The organism is Shewanella sp. 10N.286.51.B2, assembly GCF_041469265.1.
Lineage (GTDB): Bacteria > Pseudomonadota > Gammaproteobacteria > Enterobacterales > Shewanellaceae > Shewanella.
Genome location: NZ_JBFRKH010000011.1, coordinates 1 through 327, shown reverse-complemented (window position 1 = coordinate 327; position 327 = coordinate 1). Strand labels below are relative to the sequence as shown.

The following is a 327-nucleotide window of genomic DNA, read 5'->3' as shown; positions in this document are numbered from 1 at the left end:
CTTTGAGACCACCCCGAACAACACAGTCACCATGACCGATGGCGCCGGCACCACCACCGATGCCACCATCACCTTGTCTGAAACCAACCTCAATGAAGATGGCAGCTTTGGCGATCAAACCTTCAGCTACGCCGAGAACCAAGATGCGGGCGCAACCGTTGCGACCCTCGCTGGCGACGACGATGATGGTGTGGTTAATTACCAATTCCAGCACAGTGATGGCACCTTAAGCGCCACCAGTGAAGATGGCTTCTACAGCATTGATAGCAGCGGCGCGATCACCATTACCGCCTTAGGCGCAAGCTCTGCGGTCAATGACTTTGAGAC

Annotated in this window: 1 protein-coding gene; it reads left to right on the top strand. The window is 55.4% G+C overall.

Going from position 1 to position 327, the window contains the following annotated elements; translation table 11 throughout:
- Positions 1 to 327: hypothetical protein (locus AB4140_RS02700; protein WP_371999703.1), on the top strand; the 327-nt coding region annotated here is incomplete at both ends.